Raw genomic sequence first — 18,819 nt, 5'->3', positions numbered from 1 at the left:
TCGCGACCCGCCCACTGGCGGAGCCTGGGTCAGTGATAGCTCACGCAGTGCGATTCGCTGTCCAGAGTCACGGGCAGCCCTTCGGCATCGACGAATCCCCAGGTGAGCGGGTGGCGATCGGTTGTGAAGGAGTGTTCGCCCGGTTGAACCGGGCTGCCGATATCGCTCTTCGCGTTCGAGGTGTTGTTCTCATAGATCGCGAGACTCACCTCGTCGGCGTTGCGCCACGACACCTCGACGACTCCGGCGCCGCATCCCGTCGTCTGCCTCTCGCTGACAGTGGCCGTATCGACCGACCCGGATGCGACGCCGGAAGCGCCGAGACCTCCCACCGACAGGATCGCGATCGCCATTGCACTGAACGCCGCGATACGGCCGGGGGAGAGCTTGAAATTCACTTCGCCAACGTAACGTGAAGAATCGAAAATTCCAATTTGCCTCTAACAGTGTCAGAAGGGTCGCACCCCCGTAGGGTACGGGCCCTCTGTCGTTCACGCATCGCCCACGCGTCAAGAATGTGAAATCCGGAGACAGAAATTTGCCCTCGATCCACTCCGGGCACTAGTGTCTTGAATCGTACTGTGCCACCCGGGCGACCCCGGCGCTCCACAGTGATCCGGAGGGAAGGTAGCCGTGTCCACCAGGCTCCTGAAAATGAAGACCGCAGTCGTGGCTCTGGCCAGTGCGCTCGCGCTCACCGCCTGTGCGGGAGTCGATTCCTCGCCGAAGGCGACGACGGATCCCACCGCGATCGTCACGCTCAACGGAACGGAACCGCAGAAACCGCTCATTCCTACCGACACGAACGAGGCCGGCGGGCGCAGGATCGTCAACGCCGTGTTCGCTGGGCTGCTCACCTATAGCGCCGATGGGGAGTCGGTCAACGACGTTGCCGACTCGATCACGACGGACGATTCCCAGCACTTCGTCGTCACCATCGCGGGCGATCGCGTCTTCAGCAACGGAGAGAGGGTCACGGCTCGGTCGTTCGTCGATGCATGGAACTTCGCGGCGAGGAAGAGCAACGCGCAGCTGACGAGTTCGTTCTTCGCAGACATCCGTGGCTTCTCCTATGACGAGGACACCGAGCTCACGGGACTGACGGTCGTCAGCGACACGCGGTTCACGATCGATCTCTCCGCCCCGGTCTCCGACTTCCCGTTGCGGCTCGGGCACTCCGCCTTCTTCCCCATGCCGACGGTCGCCTACACCGACATGGAGGCCTTCGGCGAGAACCCGATCGGAAACGGTCCGTACATGCTCGCCGCCGCGAACACGTGGAAACACGACGAGAGCATCGAGCTGGTCGCGAATCCCTCCTACGCGGGGCCGCGTGTTCCGAAGAACGGCGGCCTCCGGTACGTCTTCTACGCGTCGTACGAGGCCGCGTACGCCGACCTGCTGTCCCGGACGCTCGACGTCCTCGACGTCATTCCCGATTCCAAGATCGCGTCGTACCTGGACGACCTCGACGGTCGCGGTGTCAACCAGCGGTCGGCGGCGTTCCAGGCGTTCGGCATCCCCGCGTCGCTCGAGCACTTCGCCGGCGAGGAGGGACGACTGCGCCGCCAGGCCATCTCGATGGCGATCGACCGCGCCGAGATCACCGCGGTGATATACAAGGGAACCCGTGTTCCCGCAAAGGACTTCTCGTCGCCCACGACAGGCAGCTGGTCCGCGACTCTCCCGGGGTCCGAGGTCCTCGAGCACAACCCGAAGAAGGCGAAGCAGCTCTGGGCCGAGGCCGACAGGATGTCTCCGTGGACAGGAGCGTTCCGGATCGCCTACAATGCCGACGCCGACCACAGAGACTGGGTAGACGCGGTGGCGAACAGCATCAAGAACACGCTGCAGATCGACGCGGCGGGTGAACCCGTGCCGACGCTCCGCCAGTTCCGAACCGCCATCGTCGAGAAGTCGATGGACTCCGCGTTCCGGTTCGGCCTCCGGGGCGACTACCCTGGCGTGCAGAACTACCTCGGTCCGATCTACGGAACGCGGGCGGCGTACAACGATATCGGCTACTCCAATCCCGAGTTCGATGCGCTGATCGAGAAGGGCCTCGCGCAAACCGACGTCGCCGCCGCGAACGCGGACTTCGACGCAGCACAGGTAGTCCTCCTGAACGACCTTCCCGCGATCCCGCTCTGGTACCCGAACGTCACGGGAGGCTTCGGGGAGTCGGTGCAGCATGTGACGTTCGCCTGGAACGCCTTCCCCGTCGTCGACCAGATCACGAAGACCTCCACCCGATAGTCGAGTCGCGGCGATGATCCGCTTCATTGGCTTGCGCGTCCTTCAGGCCGTCCCCGTCCTGGTGGGGTCGACGTTCGTCATCTATGCACTGGTCTTCGCTCTGCCCGGCGATCCGATTGTCGCGCTGTTCGGCGACCGCACGCCGAACCCGGCCGTGGCCGCCCGGCTTCGCGAGCAGTATCACCTGGATCAGCCCTTCATCATCCAGTACCTGCACTACCTCGGCGGGGTCGTCCGCGGAGACTTCGGAACGTCGTTCACTGGCGAGCCCGTCGCCGACATCCTCGCCCGCACCTTCCCGGTCACGCTCAGGCTGGCCGCGCTCGCGCTTGTCCTCGAGATCACGGTGGGCGTCACCCTCGGCCTCGTCAGCGGGTTGCGCGCGGGTGGCCCCTTCGACGCGAGCGTTCTCGTGCTGAGCCTTCTCGTGATCTCGGTCCCGGTCTTCGTCCTCGCGCTCGTGGCCCAGGACGTCTTCGGTGTCTGGCTCGGGTGGACGCGGCCGACGGTCGGACAGGGAGCGCCGATCCAGGACCTCCTCCTCCCGGCGGCGGCGCTGGCGGCGATCGGCGCGGCCGAGATCGTGCGCGTGACCCGGGCGACCGTCGCCGACACCGCCCGGATGGACTTCGTGCGTTTCGCGGCTGCCAAGGGCATGAGTCGTGGCCATGTCGCTCGCGTGCACGTGTTGCGCAACTCCCTCATCCCGGTGGTCACGCTCCTCGGGACGAACTTCGGGACGATGCTCGCCGGAGCGACGGTCGTCGAAGGGGTGTTCAACGTGCCAGGGGTCGGGCGGACGCTCTATCAGGCGATCATCCGGGGGGAGGGACCGACGGTCGTGTCCCTGGTCACCGTCATGGTCGTCGTCTACCTCGTGGTCGGCCTGGTCGTCGACCTGCTGTACGCCGTCCTCGACCCGAGGATCCGCCATGCCTCGTGACGTCATCGCACCTGCCGGCCGACCGAGCACGGTCTGGAGGGACGCGTGGCACGACATGCGTCGCCGACCGGTCTTCTGGGTCGCGGCGACGCTCCTCCTGCTGGTGGTCGTCATGGCGGTGTCTCCGGGGCTCTTCGCACATGTCGCGCCGAACGACGGCTGCCGGCTCGGCGACAGCAACGGCGATCCGACCGTAGGTCATCCGCTCGGATTCACGAAACAGGGATGCGATGTGTACGCCCGGATCGTGCACGGCGCGGGGACCTCTCTCACGGTCGGCGTCGTCGCCACGGCGGTCACCGCGGCCGTCGGAACCCTCTTCGGCGCCTGCGCGGGATTCTTCGGCGGCTGGGCCGACGCCGTGCTCTCCCGTCTCGGCGACATCGCCTTCTCCATCCCGTCCGTCCTCGCGGCCGTCGTGGTCATGTCCGTGCTCGCGTCGTCGGCGAACGTGTGGGTCGTCTCACTGGCGATCGGTACGTTCGCCTGGCCGGTGACCGCTCGTGTGCTCCGGGCCGAAACCCTCCGGGTGAAGACGGCCGAATACGTGCTGGCTGCGGAGGCGCTCGGATCGTCGCGGCGTCGCATCCTGCTGGGTCACGTGCTCCCGAATGCACTGCCTCCCGTCCTCGTCGTCATCACGCAATCGTTCGCCGGCGCGATCGTCGCGGAAGCAACGCTCTCGTTCTTGGGGATCGGGCTGCCGAGCGACGTGATGTCATGGGGGAACGACATCGGCCAGGCGCAGCGCGACCTGCGCACCGCCCCTCATACCCTCGTCTTCCCGTCGCTCGCGTTGTCGTCGACCGTGCTGAGCCTCGTCGTCCTCGGCGAGGTGATCCGGGACGCGCTGGACCCGAGAGCGGGGGCGCCCCGATGAACGGTGCGGCGGCCCCGTCGCCGGTAGATCCGACGGCTGTCGCGCCCCTGCTCGTCGTGCGGGACCTCCGGGTGGCATTCGCCGCCAGGGGCGGCGTCGTGACCGCCGTCGACGGCGTCGACCTCGCCGTGCACCGTGGCGAGACGGTGGCCGTCGTCGGCGAGTCCGGATCCGGCAAGTCGACCGTCGCACACGCGATCGCCGGTCTCGTGCCGCGCACCGGTGCCCTGCTCGGCGGATCCGTGGTGTTCGACGGCACCGAACTGACCACGCTCGGCCGGAGGGAGCTGGAGGCGGTCCGGGGCCGTGAGATCGGCTTCGTGCCCCAAGACCCGATGTCCAGCCTCAACCCCGTCTGGAGCGTCGGGTTCCAGGTGGAGGAGGCGATCCGGGCCAACAGTGTGGCGTCCAGTCGACGCGCGGTGCGGTCGAAAGCGGTCGAGGTCGTGCAGCAGGCCGGCCTCTCCGATGCCGCGAGGCGGCTGAGGCTCTTCCCTCACCAGCTCTCCGGAGGGATGCGGCAGCGCGTGCTCATCGGAATCGGTCTCTCGGGCGAACCGAAGCTGCTGATCGCCGACGAGCCGACCTCCGCTCTCGACATGTCCGTGCAACGGGTCGTTCTGGACCACCTGGCGCTTCTGACGAGGGACCGCGGCACGGCGGTGCTGTTGATCACACATGACCTCGCTCTGGCGGCGGAGCGCTCCGACCGGATGGTCGTGATGCATCGAGGCCGCGTCGTCGAGGTCGGATCGAGCCGTGAGGTCTTCGAGGACCCGCGTCACCCGTACACGCGCAGCTTGGTCCGTGCTGCGTCGAGTCCGGCCGGCCGGTCGGCGCTGGCCGTCGAGAGGCGGCCGCCGACCGCCGTCTCGCCGACGCCGGCGATCTCGGTGGAAGCCCTCACCAAGGAGTTCACGATCCGTCGCGGCCCGTTCGCGCGCGACACCGTCGTAGCGGTGGATGCGGTCACTTTCGAGGTGGCGAAGGGTACGACGTCGGCTCTCGTCGGCGAGTCCGGGGCGGGCAAGTCCACCGTTGCAAAGATGATCCTCCGACTGCTGGAGCCGACCAGCGGACGTGTGGTCGTCGACGGCCGGGAGACCGGGGAGCTGGCCGGGCGGGAGCTTCTCGAGCTCCGCCGTCGGATGCAGCCGGTCTTCCAGGATCCGTACGGATCGCTCGACCCGCTGCGGAGTGTCGGGGAGAGCATCGCCGAGCCGCTCGTGGTGCACCGCGTCGGCGATCGCTCGTCGCGGCGTGCACGGGTCGCAGAGCTGCTCGACCAGGTCGCCCTGCCGGCCGCCTTCGCGTCGAGGTTTCCGAACGAGTTGTCCGGAGGCCAGCGTCAACGCGTGGCGATCGCGCGGGCGTTGGCGCTGAATCCCGACATCGTCGTGCTCGACGAAGCGGTCTCGGCTCTCGATGTGCTGAGTCGGGCGCAGGTGCTCGAGCTGCTGTCCGATCTGCGGGAGCAGCTCAGACTCACCTACCTCTTCATCTCGCACGATCTCGCGTTGGTACGCGAGATCTCCGACGAGGTCTGCGTGATGCAGAAGGGGCGGATCGTGGAGCGTGGGCGGACCGCCGAGGTGTTCGCGGCGCCGCGCGACGCGCACACCAGGGCGTTGCTCGCAGCGATGCCGGGAGCGGCCGATCCGCACGGTCATGCCGTATTCACAGAAGGGGATGGCCGACTGGGATAGAATGGACCGTTCCCCATTTCTTTCTGACGAGAGTCGAGCCTTCACGCATGTCCGAGAACGCCGTCGCCCACCGCAGCGATCTGCGCAACGTCGCGATCGTCGCCCACGTCGACCACGGCAAGACCACGCTGGTCGACGCCATGCTGAGGCAGACCAACTCGTTCGGCGACCACGAGCACGTCGAGGACCGTGCCATGGACTCCAACGAGCTGGAGCGCGAGAAGGGCATCACGATCCTCGCGAAGAACACGGCGATCTCGTACAAGGGCACGCACGCCCCGAACGGCCCGATCACGATCAACGTGATCGACACCCCTGGCCACGCCGACTTCGGCGGCGAGGTCGAGCGCGGCCTGTCGATGGTCGACGGCGTGGTCCTCCTGGTGGACGCCTCCGAAGGTCCGCTCCCGCAGACCCGGTTCGTGCTGCGCAAGGCGCTGGAGGCCAAGCTCCCGGTGATCCTGCTGGTCAACAAGACCGACCGTCCCGACGCGCGCATCGACGCGGTCGTGCACGAGAGCCAGGACCTCCTCCTCGGCCTTGCGAGCGACCTCGCGGACGACGTTCCGGATCTCGACCTCGACGCCATCCTCGACGTGCCGGTCGTGTACGCCTCCGGGCGCAACGGTGCGGCGAGCCTGAACCGGCCCGAGAACGGCTCGCTTCCCGACAACGGCGATCTCGAGCCGCTCTTCGAGGCCATCCTCGAGCACATCCCGGCGCCGACCTTCGACCCGGAGGCGCCGCTCCAGGCTCACGTCACGAACCTCGACGCGTCGCCGTTCCTCGGTCGCCTCGCCCTTCTGCGGATCTTCAACGGCACGCTGAAGAAGGGCCAGACCGTCGCGTGGGTGCGTCACGACGGCGACGTGCACAATGTGCGCGTCACCGAGTTGATGATCACCAAGGCACTCGACCGGTACCCCGCCGAGAGTGCCGGCCCGGGTGACATCGTCGCGGTGGCCGGGTTCGCGGACATCATGATCGGCGACACCCTCGCGGACCCCGACGACATCCGCCCGCTTCCCCTCATCCACGTGGACGACCCCGCGATCTCGATGACGATCGGCACGAACACCTCGCCGCTGGTCGGCAAGGTCAAGGGCCACAAGCTCACCGCCCGCATGGTCAAAGACCGTCTCGACCGCGAGCTCATCGGCAACGTGTCGCTGCGGGTCCTCGACATCGGACGCCCTGACGCGTGGGAGGTGCAGGGCCGCGGTGAGCTGGCGCTGGCCATCCTCGTCGAGCAGATGCGCCGTGAAGGCTACGAGCTGACCGTCGGCAAGCCGCAGGTGGTCACCAAGAAGGTCGACGGCAAGACGTTCGAGCCGTTCGAGCACCTGACCATCGATGTTCCCGAGGAGTACCTCGGTGCGATCACTCAGCTGCTGGCGGCGCGCAAGGGCCGCATGGAGAACATGTCGAACCACGGCACAGGCTGGGTGCGCATGGAGTTCATCGTGCCATCCCGCGGCCTGATCGGCTTCCGCACCGAGTTCCTGACGATCAGCCGCGGCACCGGTATCGCCAACGCGATCTCGCACGGTTACGACGAGTGGGCGGGTCAGATCGTCACTCGGAGCAACGGCTCGATCGTGGCCGACCGCGCGGGCGTGGTCACTCCGTTCGCCATCATCGCTCTGCAGGAGCGCATGACCTTCTTCGTGAACCCCACCGAGGAGGTCTACGAGGGCATGGTCATCGGCGAGAACTCGCGCGCCGACGACATGGACGTGAACATCACCAAGGAGAAGAAGCTCACTAACATGCGCTCCTCCACGGCGGACACGTTCGAGTCGATGACGCCGTCGCGTCAGCTCACGCTCGAGGAGTGCCTGGAGTTCGCCCGCGAGGACGAGTGCGTGGAGGTCACCCCGGAGGCCGTGCGCATCCGCAAGGTCGAGCTCGATGCGACCGCCCGTGGCCGCGCGGCGGCGCGCCTGAAGCGCCAGGACGCCTGAGCCTCGACTCTCCCGCTTCGGCGCATAATCGACACATGAGACGTTCGCGTCTGCTCGCGATCCCGGTCGCGGCCCTCCTCACTCTGGGGGTCGCGCCCGCGCTCGCGGGCTGCAGCTTCCAGACGGTCGTGAAAGACGTCACCGGCGGCAACGTCGACATCGGCGGCGACAAGGTCCCCGCCGACTTCCCGAAGTCGGTCCCGCTGTACAAGGGCGCCGTGGTGTTCGGAGCAAGCGTCGGCAGCGGACACGGCAAGGTCTGGAACGTGACGGTCACGGTGCCGGACGCGAAGGCCTACCAGCAGATCGAGAAGCAGCTGACCGATGCCGGGTTCAGCGGCCAGTTCGGCGCGCAGGGTCCCGACGGCGGAGGCACGGGCACCTTCGCGAACGACCAGTACGGTGTCCTTGTCGTGGTCACTGACGCCGGCAGCAAAGGCTGGGTCGCCAACTACTCGGTGTCCCGCGCGGCCGTCGAGACGCCGGCTCCCACGGCGACTCGCTGACGCCCTCCCCACATTCACGCCGAATGTGGCGTCACGCGGTGTGGGCGACGGCATTCACGCCGAATGTCGAAAGCTACATTCACGCCGAATGTGGCGTCACGCGGCGTCGGCGATGGCATTCACGCCGAATGTCGGCGGTGGGACTCTACGCGAACAGCCCCGCGCCGACGTACGAGCCGTCGCGTGCTCCCGGCGGGACGGCGAAGATCGCCGAGCCGACGTGCTTGAGGTACTCGTTCATCAGATCGTTCTTCGCGAGCCGGTTCTGGATGGGGATGAACTGCGTGCGCGGATCCCGCTGGAACGCGATGAAGAACAGTCCGGCGTTCAGCCGACCCAGGTCGTCGTTGCCGTCGACGAAGTTGTAGCCACGGCGCAACAGCTGGGCGCCGTCGTTCATCGACGGGTGCGCGAGGCGCACGTGCGAGTCCGGGTCGATCTTCGTGCCGCCGGCCGGCGACAGCGCGAGGAAGTTCGGCTCGGTGAACTCGGTGCCGCCCGAGAGCGGTGCGCCCTCGCCCTTGTCACGCCCGACGATGCGCTCCTGCTCGCCCAGCTGCTGCCGGTCCCAGGTCTCGATGACCATGCGGATCTTGCGCGTCACGAGGTACGAGCCGCCGTGCATCCACGCCGACCCGTCGGAGGCGGCGGCCCACACCTGGTCGTCGACCACGCCGGCGTCCTCCGCCTTGATGTTGGCGGTGCCGTCCTTGAAGCCGAACAGGTTGCGGGGGGTCGTCTGGCTGCGCGAGGTGGAGGATGTGCGACCGAAGCCCAGTTGCGACCAGCGGATGGCGGCGCGCCCGAACGCGATGCGCGACAGGTTGCGGATGGCGTGAACGGCGACCTGGGGATCCTCGCTGCATGCCTGGACGCACAGATCGCCGCCGGTGAGCGAGTCGATCAGGGCGTCGCCGGGGAAGTGCGGGAGGTCGACGAGCGCGGACGGGCGCTTGCTCGCGATCCCGAAACGGTCGGTGCCGTCGGCGGCGGTGAACAGGGCCGGGCCGAAGCCGAACGTGAGGGTGAGGCCACCGGGAGGGAGGTCGAGCGCCTCCCCGGTGTCGTCCGGAGGCGCGTCGGCCGGACCGGACGCCGGGCCGTACCGGCCGGCCGGCCGGCCCTGCGTCATCCGCGCGGCGGCGACGGTCCAGTCGCGCAGCAGCTCGATGAGGCCTTCGCGGTCGAGGCCCGGCGCGACGTCGAACGCCGCGAAGTGCAGGCGATCCTGCGCCGGCGTGACGATCCCGGCCTGGTGGGCGCCGTAGAACGGATAGGTCGCGTCGCTGGGGGAGCTGCCGACCGCGTGGCCCACCACCGCCCCGGCTCCGAACCCGATGACGCCGGCGCCGACCGCTGCGCCCGCGAGCCCGAGCATGCCGCGCCGCGACAGGCCGGATCGCCCGGCGTCCCCCGCGCCTTCTGGGAGGGCAACGGGCTCCGGGCGGTCGACGGCCGCGTTCTCCTCGGTCACCGTCTCCTACTTGACCAGGATCGAGGTGAGCTGGCTGAGCGGCTCGCTCAGTGCGTTGACGGAGTGGGAGAGCTCCTTCACCTGCGCCGTCGTGAGCTCTGTGTAGCTCACGTAGCCGTCGCCGGAGGCGTACTGCGCGAGGAGCTTGTCGATCGTCGCGAACTCGCTGTCGAGCTTCTTCGCGGTGCTCGTGCCCGTGCTGCCCTTCTGGAGGAGGATCGCCCGGACGTTGCCGTAGGCGACCTCCGCGCCCTCCACGTTGGCCTTGAAGTCCCAGAGGTCGGTGTGCGAGAAGGTCTCCTCCTCGCCGGTGATCTTGGTGCGCGAGACCTCCTCCATCAGCCCGCTGGCGCCGTTGGAGATCTGGTCGAGGGTCAGAGTGAAGTCCGTGGCGTAGACGAGGTCGTAGAGCCTCTGCGTATCGGCCACGAGCTGGTCGGCGAGCTGCTTGCGTGCGGCGGAGTCGGAGGGCGTGAACCCGGCGGGAGCCCAGAGGTCCTTCTCGATGCGGTGCCAGCCGATCCAGGTCTGGCCCTTCTCGAGGTCTACCTCGCGGAGGTCGAGCGCGGGGTCGATGTCGCCGAACTGCTCCGCGGTCGGCTCGATGCGCTCGTAGAAAGTGCGCGCGGCCGGGTACTGGGCGCGCGCGGTCGCGTCTTCGCCCGCCTCATACGCGGCGGCGAACGTCTTCGTGGCCGTGAGCAGCTGCCCGGTCTGGTCCTTCACATAGCTGACGTAATTGGTCACGGCCTGGGCGACCTGCTTGCTCTCGCTGGCGGTCTCGGTGTCGCCGGAGCCCTTGGTGACGGAGAACTTCGCGAGCGAGGTGGGGATGCCGACCATGCCCTTCCTGCAGGCGGTGAAGTAGCCGCCCTCTGCCAGCTGCACCACGTAGTTGACCGTGGTGCCGGGGCCGATGTTCTCCTTCTCGCCGGCGATGCGGAGCTTGTCCTGCGCGAGCACCTCGAACTCGTTGACGTCGGAGCCCGAGTTGGTCACCTGGAACGTGATCGGTCCGGCCGGTGCCGTCGCGGGCTTCACCGTGCAGGAGCTGTCCGTCAGCGTGACCTGGATGGCCTCGGCTTCAGCGGTCGCCTTGTTGGGAACGCAACCGGTGAGGGCGAGTGCGAGGGCGGCGGCGCCGGCGAGGAGGCCGGTGGACGTGCCGAGGTGACGGAGCCGGGGCATGGGGATGCTGCACTTTCTGTTAGGAGGACGGTCTGCTCTGGTGGAGGTCGCTGCTGCGGCCGGGGAGTCGGGTCAGGAGGCGACCGGCGCGTGCGGGGCAGGCGCGCTCGCGGACTCCGCGGGGGAGGCGGCAGGGCGCTGGGCGGACCGGTGCTGACGCACGTAGAAGTACGCGACCACGACGACGTAGCCGACCCATGCGAACACCTGCAACCAGGTGGGCGACGGGTTGAAGTTGAGAATCCCGGCGAGCGCCGTGCCGTACCAGCTCGACGACGGGATCACGGTGCTGATGTCGTAGGCGTGGATGCCGGAGCCGGGGATCACGCCGGCTTCCTGCAGGTCGCCGATGCCGTACGCGAACACGCCTCCGGCGACCACGATGAGGAAGGCGCCGGTCCAGGTGAAGAAGGCGCCGAGGTTGATGCGGACCATCCCGCGGTAGAGCAGGAAGCCCAGCACCGCAGCGGTGATGAGGCCGAGCACCGCGCCGATGACGGGCTCCCAGCCGCCGCCGATGCTGGCAACGGTCGCCCACACGAACAGCGCCGTCTCGATGCCCTCGCGTCCGACGCTGAGCATCGCCAGGATGACCACACCCCAGCCGGCGCCGACGAGCACGGAGTCGAGTCGGTTCTGCAACGTTGACTTCATGCTGCGGGCGGTCTTGCCCATCCAGAAGATCATCCAGGTGACGAAGCCGACGGCGATGAGCGACAGCGTGCCGCCCAGGATCTCCTGCGCCTCGAAGCTGAGCCCGTAGGGACCCCAGGTCAGTAGCGCGCCGATCCCGAGCGGGACGACCAGGGCGATGCCCACGCCGATCCAGAGTTTCGAGAGGACGTCCCGTCGCCCGATCTTCACGACGTAGGCGACGAGGATGGTGACGATGAGCGCCATTTCGAGGCCTTCGCGGAGGCCGATCAGGTAGTTCGCGAACACAGGGATACCTTCGAACGGTAGCAGGGGATTTTGGTAAGGCTAACCTTACCTTCTCGACTCTAGATCACCTCCGCCGACGCTGTCCAGTTAGGATGCGAGAATGCTCAGCCGGATCGTCAACGCCGTGCTCTTGGTGCTAGGCGGCGCGATCGTCGGCGGCATCGGCACGGTCGCCCACCAGATCACCGTCACCTGGGGCGTGCCCATCCCGCTCGGGCTGATCGGCTCCCTCGTTTGCTTCACGGCCCTGCTCGTGGGGCTGCGCCTGCTCGGCGACTCGCGGTGGCCAGCGCTCTGCGCGGCTCTGGGCGCGATCGCCGTGATCCTGCTGCTCACGCAATCGAGCCCGGGAGGCTCCGTGCTGATCCCGAACAACCTGGCCGGCCAGATCTGGCTCGTTGCGCCCATCCTGATCGCTGCCGTCGTCGTCGCGTGGCCGGACGTGCGCGGTCGTCGCAGCGGGGCCGCCGCCGAGGCGCGGACGTTCTAAGCTAGAGGGGTAGCCTCCCGCTTCGCGAAGGGAATCCGATCCACAGTGACCTATGTCATCGCCCTCCCGTGTGTCGATGTGAAAGACCGGGCCTGCATCGACGAATGCCCCGTCGACTGCATCTACGAAGGCGAACGGTCGCTGTACATCCACCCTGACGAATGCGTCGACTGCGGAGCCTGCGAGCCGGTCTGTCCCGTGGAGGCGATCTACTACGAAGACGACCTCCCGGAGGAGTGGGCCGACTACTACAAGGCCAACGTGGAGTTCTTCGACGACATCGGCTCGCCCGGCGGAGCCGCCAAGGTCGGTGTGATCGCCAAGGACCACCCGATCGTCGCCGCGCTGCCCCCGCAGGCGCACTGACGTGGCGCTCGGGGAGCTTCCCGACTACCCGTGGGACCTCATGGCGCCCTACGCGGCGCGAGCGCGGGAGGCGGTGCCGTTCGGCGATGCGTCTGTGCTTTCCGGCGACGCGCCTGTGCTTTCCGGCGACGCGTCCGGCATCGTCGACCTCTCGATCGGGTCCCCCGTCGACCCGACCCCCGAGCTGATCCGGCACGCCCTCGCCGACGCGACCGACGCCCACGCGTACCCGCAGACCGTCGGCACTCCCGCGCTGCGCGAGGCGATCGCCGCCTGGTTCGAGCGGCGCCGCGGTGTGCCGGGCCTCGCTGCCGAGAACGTGCTGCCGACGATCGGCTCCAAGGAGCTCGTCGCCTTCCTGCCGTTCTTCCTCGGCCTGGGAGAGGGCGACGCCGTCGTGCACCCGAGCGCGGCCTACCCCACCTACGCGATCGGTGCGGCCCTCGCCGGGGCGCAGTCCGTCGCGAGCGGCGACCCGGCCGACTGGCCCGCGAATACGCGCCTGGTCTGGCTCAACAGCCCGGGCAACCCCGACGGGCGGGTGCTGTCGGTGGGCGAGCTGGCCGCCGCCGTCGCCCGCGCCCGTGAGCTCGGCGCCGTGGTCGCGAGCGACGAGTGCTACGCGGAACTCGGCTGGGAGCGCCCCTGGGACGAGGAGCCGATCCCGAGCGTGCTCGACCCGCGTGTCGTGGGCGAGGACCGCACGGGCGTGCTCGCCGTCTACTCGCTGAGCAAGCAGTCCAACCTCGCCGGGTACCGCGCGGCGTTCATCGCGGGCGACCCCCGCCTGATCGCGCGGCTCACCACCGTGCGCAAGCACGCCGGGCTCATGCTCCCGTCGCCGTTGCAGGCCGCGATGGTCGTCGCCCTCGGCGACGACGCGCACGTCGCGGAGCAGCGCGAGCGCTACCGGGCGCGACGGGAGCTGCTCAAACCCGCACTGGAGGCCGCCGGCTTCCGCATCGACCGCAGCGAGGCCGGCCTCTACCTGTGGGCGACCGAGGGGCGCGATGCCTGGGAGAGCATCGGCCGGCTCGCCGATCTCGGCATCCTCGCCGGCCCCGGCGTCTTCTACGGAGATCATTTCCCGCAGCACGTGCGGCTCTCGCTCACGGCGACGGACGAGCGGATCGCCGCAGCGGCCTCCCGATTGCGGGTATTTGGAGAGTCCCTCTAACCATCGGACTGCTCCTTTGGGCGATGCGACAGTTGCCGCGCGGGTTGGCTAGGCTGTAGCAGCAGGCTTCTCAGCGGCGCTGACACGAACGGCGCACGAAGCATTCCGAAGACCCCATCCAGGAGGCGTTGTGAGCGGACTCGGCACCGAGCAGGCAGGCACCGAGCAGGCACAGGCGGAGCAGCGCAGCCCGGCCCGCGAGGCGGCCGTCGCAGAACTGCGCTACCCAGGCGGAGTCGCCGAGTTCCCAATCCTGCCGAGCACGCAGGGCGCGTCGAGCATCGATCTCTCGAGCTTGACGCGGCAGACCGGGCTGACCAGCCTCGACTACGGTTTCGTCAACACGGCCGCCACCCGCTCGGCCATCACCTACATCGACGGCGATGCGGGCATCCTGCGCTACCGCGGCTACCCGATCGAGCAGGTCGCCGAGCACTCGACGTTCCTCGAGGTGGCCTGGCTGCTCATCCACGGCGAGCTTCCCACGCCGGCCGAGCTCGCCGACTTCACCGAGCGCATCCGCCGCCACACCCTCCTCCACGAAGATCTGCGTCGCTTCTTCAGCGCGCTCCCGCACGACGCGCACCCGATGTCGGTGCTCTCCAGCGCCGTCTCGGCCCTGTCGACCTTCTACCAGGATTCGCTCAGCGTGCACGACCCGGAGCAGGTCGAGCTCTCGACGGTCCGCCTCCTTGCCAAACTCCCCGTAATCGCGGCCTATGCGCACAAGAAGAGCATCGGCCAGGCGTTCCTCTACCCGGACAACTCGCTCAGCTTCGTGGACAACTTCCTCCGGCTCAACTTCGGCACGCTCGCCGAGCCGTACGAGGTGAACCCCGTGCTGTCGCGTGCGCTGGAGCGTCTGCTCATCCTGCACGAGGACCACGAGCAGAACGCGTCCACCTCGACTGTCCGGCTCGTCGGCTCCACGCAGGCGAACCTCTTCGCCTCGGTCTCCGCCGGCATCAACGCCCTCTACGGCCCGCTCCACGGCGGCGCGAACGAGGCCGTTCTGCAGATGCTCGCGGGCATCCGCGACTCCGGCGAGAGCGTGCAGAAGTTCGTCGAGCGGGTCAAGAACAAGGAGTCCGGCGTCAAGCTGATGGGCTTCGGTCACCGTGTGTACAAGAACTTCGACCCGCGTGCCAGGCTGGTCAAGCAGTCGGCGGACGAGGTGCTCGCCGCTCTCGGTGTGCACGACCCGCTGCTCGACATCGCGAAGGAGCTCGAGGAGGTCGCGCTCGCCGACCAGTACTTCGTCGACCGCCGCCTCTACCCGAACGTCGACTTCTACACCGGCGTGATCTACAAGGCGATGGGCTTCCCGACACGGATGTTCACGGTGCTCTTCGCGATCGGCCGCCTCCCGGGCTGGATCGCCCATTGGCGCGAGATGACGCAGGACCCGAGCACCAAGATCGGCCGTCCGCAGCAGCTCTACGTCGGCGACGCCGAGCGCAGCTGGCCCGCTGGCCGCTGAGCCTGTGCCCGAAGGGCGCGTCGTTGCCGCTTCGGAGGCCGAGAAGCGACGACGCGCATGCCCTTCGGCAGTTCAGGGCGTCAGCGTGAGAGTTTGGGTGGCCGCCGCCGCGACCGCTCGGGGGGAGAATGGCCACGGTCGGGTCTCGCCGCGTGCCCAGAGCGGCGCCTGATCGGCGTAGTGCGGGTCGAACGCGTGTCCGGAGGCCCCGGTCAGGTTGACCCAGGTGCTGCGGTCGAAGTCGGCGAGGTCGACCACCATCCGCATCGACGGCGCACGGTTGACGCGATAGCCGACGGAGGCGTCCCAGCCGGTGGCGTCCACGACGCTCGAGCTTCCGCCGACCGGGTACGGACCGCGGTTGAACAGCCATTCGATCGGCGCGACGCCCGACGAGCCGAACGAGGCATTGGTCAGTTCGAGGCTGTGGAGGCCGTCCCAGCGCCAGTTTTTAGCATTGCTGCCGAGCCGGCTCTGCGCCTCCTTCCAGGCCTGGTCGGCCGCGTACGCGAACATCTCGTCGCGGTCGGAGGTGCCCAGCTCGCTGTCGGCCCACCAGGCCGAGTCAGGATGCTGGGCGAGTCTGTCGACGACCGCGAACCAGCGGTCGCCTCCCGTCGGCGGGGCCGAGGTCGGCAGCTTGCGCGCGAAGGCGTCGGCGAGGAGGTTCTTCCAGAACACCGCGAAGTACGCGGCCGCTGCGCTGTCGCCGTCGTCGTGGTGGTCCCAGCCGCCCAACAGCGCCGCGCCTCGCGTGGCCCCCGACGTCGGGCCCGACTTCGCCCCTACCGCGAGCAGGATCGGGACGAGGGCCGCCGCATTCGCGTCGTAGGTATCCGACTGGATGGCGGACATGTCCTTCGATGTCAGGTTCTTGCCGGACTCGAGCAGCTTCTTCAACCGCACCTCGATCTGGTTGGCGCGGTAGCCGTGATCCCAGTCCTCGGTGATCATGGCGGCGAACCCGGGTCCGACGGCGGCGTTGTTGGCCGTGACGATGTAGCCGCTCGGCGGGTTGAGCGCGTTCGGGAGCTGCTCGTACGGGATGGTGCCGATCCAGCCGTACTGGCTGGTCCAGCCGGGAACCGGCACGGTGCCGTCGCCGCTCGCGCGCACGGGGATCAGGCCGGGCGCCTGGTAGCCGATGTTGCCGTCCACGTCGGCGTAGAGCAGGTTCTGCGATGGCACCTGGAAGGAGGCCGCGGCCGCGCGGAAGGTCGCCCAATCGTGCGCCGTGTCGAACGCGAAGATCGCATTCGCCGTCAGGCCGGGGGTCAGCGCCGTCCACTGAAGCGACAGCTGGAACTGCTGAGCGGGCACCCCGAACCGGCCGGCCTGGTCCTTCGCGATGGCAGCGTAGCCGTCGCTGAGGTCGGTGATGATCGGCCCGTGACGCGTCGAGCGCACCGTGATCCGCACGTTCGGGCCGCCGGCGACCGTGATCGTCTCGTGACGGATGGTCAGCGGCTCCTGCTTGCCGTCGTACTCGTAGGTGTTGTCGGCGACCTTCTCGACGTAGAGGTCGGCGACGTCCGGTCCGAGGTTGGTGAACCCCCAGGCGATGCGGGAGTTGTGGCCGATGATGATGCCGGGGAGTCCAGAGAAGCTGAAGCCGGCGACGTCGAACGGACAGTCCGGGCTGACCGTGGCGCAGTGGAGGCCGACCTGATACCAGACCGACGGCATCACGGCGCCGAGGTGCGGGTCGTTGGCGAGCAGCGGCTTGCCGGTCGCCGTGTGGGCGCCGGAGACCACCCACGAGTTGGAACCGATGTCGTCTCCGGCCGGCCCCATCAGCCGGGGGAGCGCGTCCAGGCTCGACGCCACCTCTTCGAGCCGGTCGCTGTACTGCTCCGCCGGCACCGCGGCGAGGGCGGCGGTCGCGTCCGCGAGGGCGGAGGCCGCTGAGGATGCCGAGGTCGAACCGGCCGGTGCGGCGTCCGGGGTCACCGTGGCGGGCGAGCCTCCGCCCAGCGTGGTGATGGTCGGGTGCTGCGTGTAGGCGTAGCCGGGATGCAGCTCGGCGATCTGCTCGGGCGTCAGTTTCGTGGCCAGCAGCGCGCGGTCGATCTCGTCCTCCAGGTTGGAGCGGAGATCCCAGGCCATCGCCTTGAGCCAGGCGACTGAGTCGGCGGGCGTCCACTTCGCGGGGTGGTAGCCCGGGTTCTGGATGCCGAGGACGGCGTACTCGAGCGAGAGCTCGGCGCCGGAGTGGGCGGCGAGGTAGGCGTTCACCCCGTCGGCGTAGTCCTGGTAGTAGCGCAGGGAGGTCTTGTCGAGCAGCGTGACCTCCTGCTCGGCGACCTGCCGCCAGCCGAGCGTGCGGATGAAGGTGTCGGTGGGGAGCTGGCTCGCGCCGAACAGCTCGGAGAGGCGTCCGGATGTGACGTGGCGGCGGAAGTCCATCTCCCAGAACCGGTCCTGCGCGTGAACATAGCCCTGGGCGCGGAAGAGGTCGTCCGCCGTGCGCGCGGTGATCTGCGGAACGCCGGCGGCGTCGCGCGCGACCGTGACCGGTGCGGTGAGACCTGGCACCTTCAGGCTGCCGGAGGTCTGCGGGAAGGAGCGCATGACCGTCCAGACGCCGAGGCCTCCGGCGAGCACGGCGAGCACGAGCAGCACGGCCAGGGTGACGCCCAGCGTTCGGAGAACGCGATTGTGCAGCTTCAGCCGGGGAGTGTCGTCGCCCACCACAGCTCCTCACGTCGATTCCGTCGCGCTTCCTGGGACTCTAACCCACGCGGGTGACGCGGCGGACGGAGCGCCGCGGGGTCGCGTGTCAGCGCGAGGTGAGCGCAGCCCACGCCATCCGCTCGAGCACCGGGCGCACCGAGGCGTCGGTGGCGTGCGATGTGCCGACGCGCGCGGAGTGCGGTGTCGAGTTGATGAGCCCGAAGGTGGCCTGGACCCTGAGTCGCAGCTCGTCGGCGCCGAGGGACGGATGGAGGTCGCCGAGCACGCGCATCCACAGTTCGATGTACCGGCGTTGCAGGCTGCGCACCGCCCGGCGCTCGTCGGATGCGAGGGCGTCGAGGTCGCGGTCCTGCACGCGGATGGTGTCGGCCTCCGTGAGCGCGAAGTCGACGTGGAAGGCGATCAGCCCGCGGAGCGCGCCGGCCGGGTCGCCCGCCTGCTGCTCGACCGCGGCGCCGCCGTCGAGCAGGTTCTCGCTGACGCCGACGAGGAGGGCGGCGAGCACGGCCTGCTTGGAGGCGAAGTGCCGGTAGACCGCGGGCCCGCTGACGCCTGCCGCCGACCCCAGGTCTTCGATCGAGACGCCGTTGAAGCCGCGCTCCGCGAACAGGCCGGCCGCGGCGTCGAGCAGGGCGGCGCGCCGATCGGCCTTGGCCTGGCTGCGCTGGGTGGGGCGCGCGAGCGGTTCTGCCGGAATGGTCTCGGTCATGGCGGTCGCTTTCGCAAGGTTCCCCGGGCGGGCGGGCTGGACAA

At 68.7% G+C, this 18,819-nt stretch carries 16 protein-coding genes; 10 read left to right on the top strand and 6 right to left on the bottom strand.

Translation table 11 applies throughout. The annotated features are described in order from the left end of the window. Positions 1–29: 29 nt before the first annotated feature. Positions 30–398, bottom strand: a complete 369-nt coding sequence (locus ACPPVW_RS00625; protein ID WP_426624640.1) for a hypothetical protein — start codon at positions 396–398, stop codon at positions 30–32. Positions 399–654: 256 nt separating this feature from the next. Here ACPPVW_RS00625 and ACPPVW_RS00620 point away from each other — a divergent pair, with 256 nt between their 5' ends. From ACPPVW_RS00620 to ACPPVW_RS00595, 6 genes are read left to right on the top strand one after another with little or no spacing between them, the layout of a single operon-like run. Then, complete coding sequence (locus ACPPVW_RS00620) at positions 655–2,256, top strand: peptide ABC transporter substrate-binding protein (protein ID WP_426624639.1); 1,602 nt, start codon at positions 655–657, stop codon at positions 2,254–2,256. A 13-nt stretch (positions 2,257–2,269) separates the two neighbouring features. After that, positions 2,270–3,199: an ABC transporter permease gene (locus ACPPVW_RS00615; protein WP_426624638.1), complete on the top strand. Its 930-nt coding sequence runs from the start codon at positions 2,270–2,272 to the stop codon at positions 3,197–3,199. After that, complete coding sequence (locus tag ACPPVW_RS00610; RefSeq protein WP_426624637.1) at positions 3,189–4,079, top strand: ABC transporter permease; 891 nt, start codon at positions 3,189–3,191, stop codon at positions 4,077–4,079. The genes ACPPVW_RS00615 and ACPPVW_RS00610 overlap by 11 nt, the downstream gene beginning before the upstream one ends. Then, positions 4,076–5,785, top strand: coding sequence for a dipeptide ABC transporter ATP-binding protein (locus tag ACPPVW_RS00605; protein WP_426624636.1), 1,710 nt, complete (start codon positions 4,076–4,078; stop codon positions 5,783–5,785). The genes ACPPVW_RS00610 and ACPPVW_RS00605 overlap by 4 nt, the downstream gene beginning before the upstream one ends. Before the next feature lie 47 nt (positions 5,786–5,832). Beyond that, the gene (typA, locus tag ACPPVW_RS00600) at positions 5,833–7,749 is read left to right on the top strand and encodes a translational GTPase TypA (protein WP_426624635.1); all 1,917 of its coding nucleotides are present in this window, start codon (positions 5,833–5,835) and stop codon (positions 7,747–7,749) included. Positions 7,750–7,784: 35 nt separating this feature from the next. Further along, positions 7,785–8,255, top strand: coding sequence for a hypothetical protein (locus tag ACPPVW_RS00595; RefSeq protein WP_426624634.1), 471 nt, complete (start codon positions 7,785–7,787; stop codon positions 8,253–8,255). A 145-nt stretch (positions 8,256–8,400) separates the two neighbouring features. On the opposite strand, the gene efeB is transcribed toward ACPPVW_RS00595, so the two are convergent. The 3 genes from efeB to efeU all read right to left on the bottom strand — a co-directional run bounded on the left by efeB (position 8,401) and on the right by efeU (position 11,859). Next, positions 8,401–9,729, bottom strand: coding sequence for an iron uptake transporter deferrochelatase/peroxidase subunit (gene efeB, locus ACPPVW_RS00590; protein ID WP_426624633.1), 1,329 nt, complete (start codon positions 9,727–9,729; stop codon positions 8,401–8,403). Positions 9,730–9,735: 6 nt separating this feature from the next. Beyond that, on the bottom strand, positions 9,736–10,917 hold the full coding sequence (efeO, locus tag ACPPVW_RS00585) for an iron uptake system protein EfeO (protein ID WP_426624632.1): 1,182 nt from the start codon (positions 10,915–10,917) through the stop codon (positions 9,736–9,738). Between the two features lie 72 nt (positions 10,918–10,989). After that, positions 10,990–11,859: an iron uptake transporter permease EfeU gene (gene efeU, locus ACPPVW_RS00580; RefSeq protein WP_426624631.1), complete on the bottom strand. Its 870-nt coding sequence runs from the start codon at positions 11,857–11,859 to the stop codon at positions 10,990–10,992. A gap of 100 nt (positions 11,860–11,959) precedes the next feature. On the opposite strand from efeU, the gene ACPPVW_RS00575 reads away from it, so the two are divergent. The 4 genes from ACPPVW_RS00575 to ACPPVW_RS00560 all read left to right on the top strand — a co-directional run bounded on the left by ACPPVW_RS00575 (position 11,960) and on the right by ACPPVW_RS00560 (position 15,372). Further along, positions 11,960–12,349 (top strand): hypothetical protein, encoded by a 390-nt coding sequence (locus ACPPVW_RS00575; protein ID WP_426624630.1) that lies wholly within the window; start codon positions 11,960–11,962, stop codon positions 12,347–12,349. 45 nt (positions 12,350–12,394) lie between these two features. Continuing rightward, entirely contained in the window at positions 12,395–12,715 is a 321-nt protein-coding gene (fdxA, locus tag ACPPVW_RS00570; RefSeq protein ID WP_295124900.1) for a ferredoxin, read from the top strand. Between the two features lies 1 nt (position 12,716). Then, positions 12,717–13,892 carry a succinyldiaminopimelate transaminase gene (gene dapC / locus ACPPVW_RS00565; protein WP_426624629.1) on the top strand — a complete coding sequence of 392 codons (1,176 nt, stop codon included), beginning with the start codon at positions 12,717–12,719 and terminating at the stop codon, positions 13,890–13,892. A 217-nt stretch (positions 13,893–14,109) separates the two neighbouring features. Next, a complete protein-coding gene (locus ACPPVW_RS00560; RefSeq protein ID WP_426626349.1) occupies positions 14,110–15,372 on the top strand; it encodes a citrate synthase in 1,263 nt (420 codons plus the stop codon). Between the two features lie 72 nt (positions 15,373–15,444). Here ACPPVW_RS00560 and ACPPVW_RS00555 read toward each other — a convergent pair whose 3' ends face one another. Beyond that, positions 15,445–18,063 (bottom strand): penicillin acylase family protein, encoded by a 2,619-nt coding sequence (locus ACPPVW_RS00555; RefSeq protein WP_426624628.1) that lies wholly within the window; start codon positions 18,061–18,063, stop codon positions 15,445–15,447. A gap of 88 nt (positions 18,064–18,151) precedes the next feature. Continuing rightward, positions 18,152–18,775 carry a TetR/AcrR family transcriptional regulator gene (locus ACPPVW_RS00550; RefSeq protein ID WP_426624627.1) on the bottom strand — a complete coding sequence of 208 codons (624 nt, stop codon included), beginning with the start codon at positions 18,773–18,775 and terminating at the stop codon, positions 18,152–18,154. Between the last annotated feature and the right edge of the window lie 44 nt (positions 18,776–18,819).

Origin of the sequence: Leifsonia sp. McL0607 (genome assembly GCF_049993355.1) — a bacterium.
Classification (GTDB): domain Bacteria; phylum Actinomycetota; class Actinomycetes; order Actinomycetales; family Microbacteriaceae; genus Leifsonia.
Note: the sequence above shows the minus strand (reverse complement) of the source record. Positions and strands in the feature narration are given on the sequence as shown.

Coding starts and splice junctions, on each gene's coding strand:
- efeO (WP_426624632.1), bottom strand. CDS start 10,917: ATGCCCCGGCTCCGTCACCTCGGCACGTCCACCGGCCTCCTCGCCGGC.
- ACPPVW_RS00595 (WP_426624634.1), top strand. CDS start 7,785: ATGAGACGTTCGCGTCTGCTCGCGATCCCGGTCGCGGCCCTCCTCACT.
- typA (WP_426624635.1), top strand. CDS start 5,833: ATGTCCGAGAACGCCGTCGCCCACCGCAGCGATCTGCGCAACGTCGCG.
- ACPPVW_RS00610 (WP_426624637.1), top strand. CDS start 3,189: ATGCCTCGTGACGTCATCGCACCTGCCGGCCGACCGAGCACGGTCTGG.
- ACPPVW_RS00575 (WP_426624630.1), top strand. CDS start 11,960: ATGCTCAGCCGGATCGTCAACGCCGTGCTCTTGGTGCTAGGCGGCGCG.
- ACPPVW_RS00550 (WP_426624627.1), bottom strand. CDS start 18,775: ATGACCGAGACCATTCCGGCAGAACCGCTCGCGCGCCCCACCCAGCGC.
- ACPPVW_RS00620 (WP_426624639.1), top strand. CDS start 655: ATGAAGACCGCAGTCGTGGCTCTGGCCAGTGCGCTCGCGCTCACCGCC.
- ACPPVW_RS00605 (WP_426624636.1), top strand. CDS start 4,076: ATGAACGGTGCGGCGGCCCCGTCGCCGGTAGATCCGACGGCTGTCGCG.
- ACPPVW_RS00615 (WP_426624638.1), top strand. CDS start 2,270: ATGATCCGCTTCATTGGCTTGCGCGTCCTTCAGGCCGTCCCCGTCCTG.